Here is a 3,536-nt window from a genome sequence, read left to right on the forward strand (position 1 = left end):
GTGCCGCGACGCCCGCGACCAGCCCGGACCACAGCCGCCGGGCCAGGCGCTCGCGCCGGCTGGGCGCGGGCGTCGCGGCACGGGCGTTCAGCTCTGCCATGTCTGGGCCTCTTCGTCCCACGGCGCCGGGGCCAGCGCCGGCTGCGGCCAGTCGGCGAGCAGATGCAGGTCGGCCGGCCGCGGCTCGATGCCCTCGCGCCTGAGCATCGCCAGCATGCGGTCGCCGAGCAGCGGCATCGTCGACAGGTTGGTCGGCCACGCGACCACGCGCTGGTCCTCGACGCGCAGCTGCGGCAGCAGCGCCAGACCGTTGCGCATGCGCACGGCGGCGCGATCGACGCGGTGCGCGGCGAATTCGAGGCCGCTCAGCGCCATCCACGGGAAATACGCGCCGAGATCGCGCCGGCAGTTGCGGATCTGCCGGGCGGCATCGACCTGCTCGCCGGACTCGACCATCGCGCCGCCGTAGTACCAGACCGGCCGACCCGTGAGGTCGCGGTGGGAACTGATGTTGAACAGCCGCCGGCCGGCCTCGTTGACGGCATTGATGTAGAGGTCATCGGCCAGTCCCTCGCCGCGGATCATGACCATCTGCTGATGCCAGACCTGCAGCGACACGCTGCCGAGCAGGTTCGCGCCGACGCCGGTGGTATAGACCGTGCGCCGGGCACGCACGACCACCGGCTCGCGCTCCTCGATGCGCAGGTTGAAGCCGCCGTCGCGGGCCATGACCGCCGCGCCCTGCGTGTGCACCAGCGCATCACGCACCGGATCGAGCAGCGCACCGAGCAGCGAGCGGTTGTCGACGATGAAGCCTTCCTGCGTCGACAGGCTGCCGCGGCGCATCGGATGGCGCAGCACGCCGGGGATGTCGAAACCGGTCTCGGCAGCGGCATCCGGCAGCGGCGGCGAACGGCGCAGCAGGCGATCGAGCAGGCTGCGCCCGGGCTGCCCGGGCAGGGTCCAGCGCAGCGGATGCTCGCTCAGCACGCTGACGCCCGAGAGGTCCGGCACCGCGCGGCCGGCGAGCAGTTCGCGCCAGCGCCCGACGACGCTCGCGAGCTCCGCGGCTTCCTTGTCGGTCGGTACGGTCGCGCCGGTGCGCGGCCGGTGCACGACGAAGCCCTGGCTGGCTCCGGACTGGCCGGCACCGATGCGTTCGGATTCGACCAGCAGCGCGCTGTAGCCGGCCTGGCGCACGCAGTTGAGCAGCCACAGCCCTGCGATGCCGCCGCCGACGAACAGCACATCGACGTGGACGGTGGAGGAACTCATGGGCGGGAGACGGGATTCCGGGACGCCGGCATGCAGCGGGTCTGCCGTTTGTTGTCGTTGGCGCGCACACGGCGACACCAGGGTCCGAAGGAAGCGGGAGGATAGCACAGCGGCATGCCCGCCCCGGCCGTCGCGCTAACGCTGGCGGCGCCGGCGCCGTTACCATGCGCGGCCCTGCCCCCGCCCCCGCAAGCCCATGACCAGCCGCGAACTCTATCTGCGCCTGCTGACCTTCGTGCGGCCGCACGCGCGCATGTTCGCGCTGTCGCTGGCCGGCACCGTCGTGCTCGCGCTCTGCGAACCGGGCATCGCCGCGCTGCTGAAGCCGCTGCTCGACGGCAGCTTCGTGCAGAAGGACCCGGAGCTGATGCGCACGGTGCCGCTGATGCTGGTCGGGCTGTTCCTGGTGCGCAGCGCCGCCGATTTCGTCAGCGACGTGGCGATGAAGTGGGTCGCGACGCGCGTGGTCATGGACCTGCGTCAGGCGCTGTTCGGCAAGCTGCTGCAGATGCCGACCGCGTTCTACGACGGCCACGCCACGGCGACGCTGCTGTCGCGCGTCAGCTACGAAACCAACCAGGTCATGAACGCCTGCACCGATGCGCTGGTGACGATGGTCAAGGACGGCCTGACCGTCATCGGCCTGCTGTGCTGGATGATGTACCTGAACTGGAAGCTGTCGCTGCTGACGCTGGCGATCGTGCCGGTGATCGCGCTGGTCATGCGTCTGGTCTCGAAGCGGCTGCGGCTGCTGTCGCGGCGGCTGCAGCGCGAGGTCGGCGAGGTCAACCGCGTGCTCGAAGAGGCCCTGAGCGGCCACAAGGTCGTCAAGATCTACGGCGGTCAGGACTACGAGTCGGCGCGCTTCTTCAAGACCAGCAACTGGGTGCGCCGGCTGCAGATGAAGCTCGCCACCAGCTCGAACGCGGCGATCCCCGGCGTGCAGCTGTTCGGCGTGCTGGCCCTCGCGGCGGTGATCTACCTCGCCTCGCTCGAATCGCTCGAAGGCGACATCACGGTCGGCGGCTTCGTGTCGCTGTTCGGCGCGATGGCGATGATGTTCGCGCCGATCAAGCGCCTGACCAAGGTCAACGACCAGTTGCAGCGCGGCCTCGCCGCGGCCGAGAGCATCTTCGCGCTGCTCGATGCCGAGCCCGAGGCCGACACCGGCACGCGCACGATCGGCCGGGCGCAAGGCGCGGTGCGCTTCGAGGGCGTGCGCTTCGCCTACGACCGCAACGGGGCCGGCGTCGTCGACGGCATCGATCTCGCGGTCGACCCCGGCGAGACCATCGCGCTGGTCGGTGCCTCGGGCAGCGGCAAGACGACGCTGATGGCGCTGCTGCCGCGGCTCTACGAGCTTTCGGCCGGACGCATCACGCTCGATGGCACCGACATCCGCGAGCTGACGCTCGCGTCGCTGCGCGCCAACATCGCCTACGTGTCGCAGGAGACGGTGCTGTTCAACGACACGGTCGCCGCCAACATCGCCTACGGCCACGGCACGCCGCCCTCGCGCGCCGACATCGAGGCCGCCGCCGAGGCCGCGCATGCGCTGGAGTTCATCCGCGAGCTGCCGGCCGGGCTCGACACCGTCATCGGCGAGCGCGGCATGCGGCTGTCCGGCGGCCAGCGCCAGCGGCTGGCGATCGCGCGCGCGCTGCTGAAGAACGCGCCGATCCTGATCCTCGACGAGGCAACCTCGGCGCTCGACACGCAGAGCGAGCGCCTCGTGCAGCAGGCGCTCGAACGCCTGCGCGCCGGGCGCACCGCCTTCGTGATCGCGCACCGGCTCTCGACGATTGAATCGGCCGACCGCATCGTCGTGCTCGCCAAGGGCCGCATCGTCGAGACCGGCACGCACGCGACGCTGCTCGCCGCCGGCGGCGTTTACGCCGGCCTGCACCGGCTGCAGCAGACCGAACCGCCGATGTCGTGAGCCGGATGACGCGGGCCGGATGACGTGAACGCGGGGTCTCGGGATCGGCCGGTGCCGCCCTCATAATGGCGGTATCGGCCTGCCATCACGGCCGGGCTGCTTCCGGAGGGTTCGCGATGAGTCCGTACCGCCACCGCCTGCGCACGCAGGCCCTCGCCGCCGCGCTGCTGCTCGCCGTCTCGACCGTGGCCCCGGCCCGGCCGAAACCCCCGGCGAAAGCCACCGCCACGCCTCACGTCACGCACGCCGGCAAGCCCGCCCCCCGGCACGCCGAAGCCCGCACCGGCAGCCGCCAGGCGGCGCACGCCTCCGCCCGCAGCAC

Annotated in this window: 3 protein-coding genes; 2 read left to right on the forward strand and 1 reads right to left on the reverse strand. The window is 71.5% G+C overall.

The window, feature by feature from the left end:
* Positions 1–87: 87 nt before the first annotated feature.
* The gene (locus tag PKE44_RS16575; protein ID WP_324553433.1) at positions 88–1,275 is read right to left on the reverse strand and encodes an FAD-dependent oxidoreductase; all 1,188 of its coding nucleotides are present in this window, start codon (positions 1,273–1,275) and stop codon (positions 88–90) included.
* Positions 1,276–1,471: 196 nt separating this feature from the next.
* Here PKE44_RS16575 and msbA point away from each other — a divergent pair, with 196 nt between their 5' ends.
* Positions 1,472–3,214 carry a lipid A export permease/ATP-binding protein MsbA gene (msbA, locus tag PKE44_RS16580; RefSeq protein ID WP_324553436.1) on the forward strand — a complete coding sequence of 581 codons (1,743 nt, stop codon included), beginning with the start codon at positions 1,472–1,474 and terminating at the stop codon, positions 3,212–3,214.
* A gap of 116 nt (positions 3,215–3,330) precedes the next feature.
* A partial coding sequence (locus tag PKE44_RS16585; protein WP_324553439.1) for a hypothetical protein occupies positions 3,331–3,536 on the forward strand: 206 nt, incomplete at its 3' end.

The organism is Plasticicumulans sp., assembly GCF_035331805.1.
In the GTDB taxonomy this organism is placed as follows: domain Bacteria; phylum Pseudomonadota; class Gammaproteobacteria; order Competibacterales; family Competibacteraceae; genus Plasticicumulans.

Coding starts and splice junctions, on each gene's coding strand:
- PKE44_RS16575 (WP_324553433.1), bottom strand. CDS start 1,275: ATGAGTTCCTCCACCGTCCACGTCGATGTGCTGTTCGTCGGCGGCGGC.
- msbA (WP_324553436.1), top strand. CDS start 1,472: ATGACCAGCCGCGAACTCTATCTGCGCCTGCTGACCTTCGTGCGGCCG.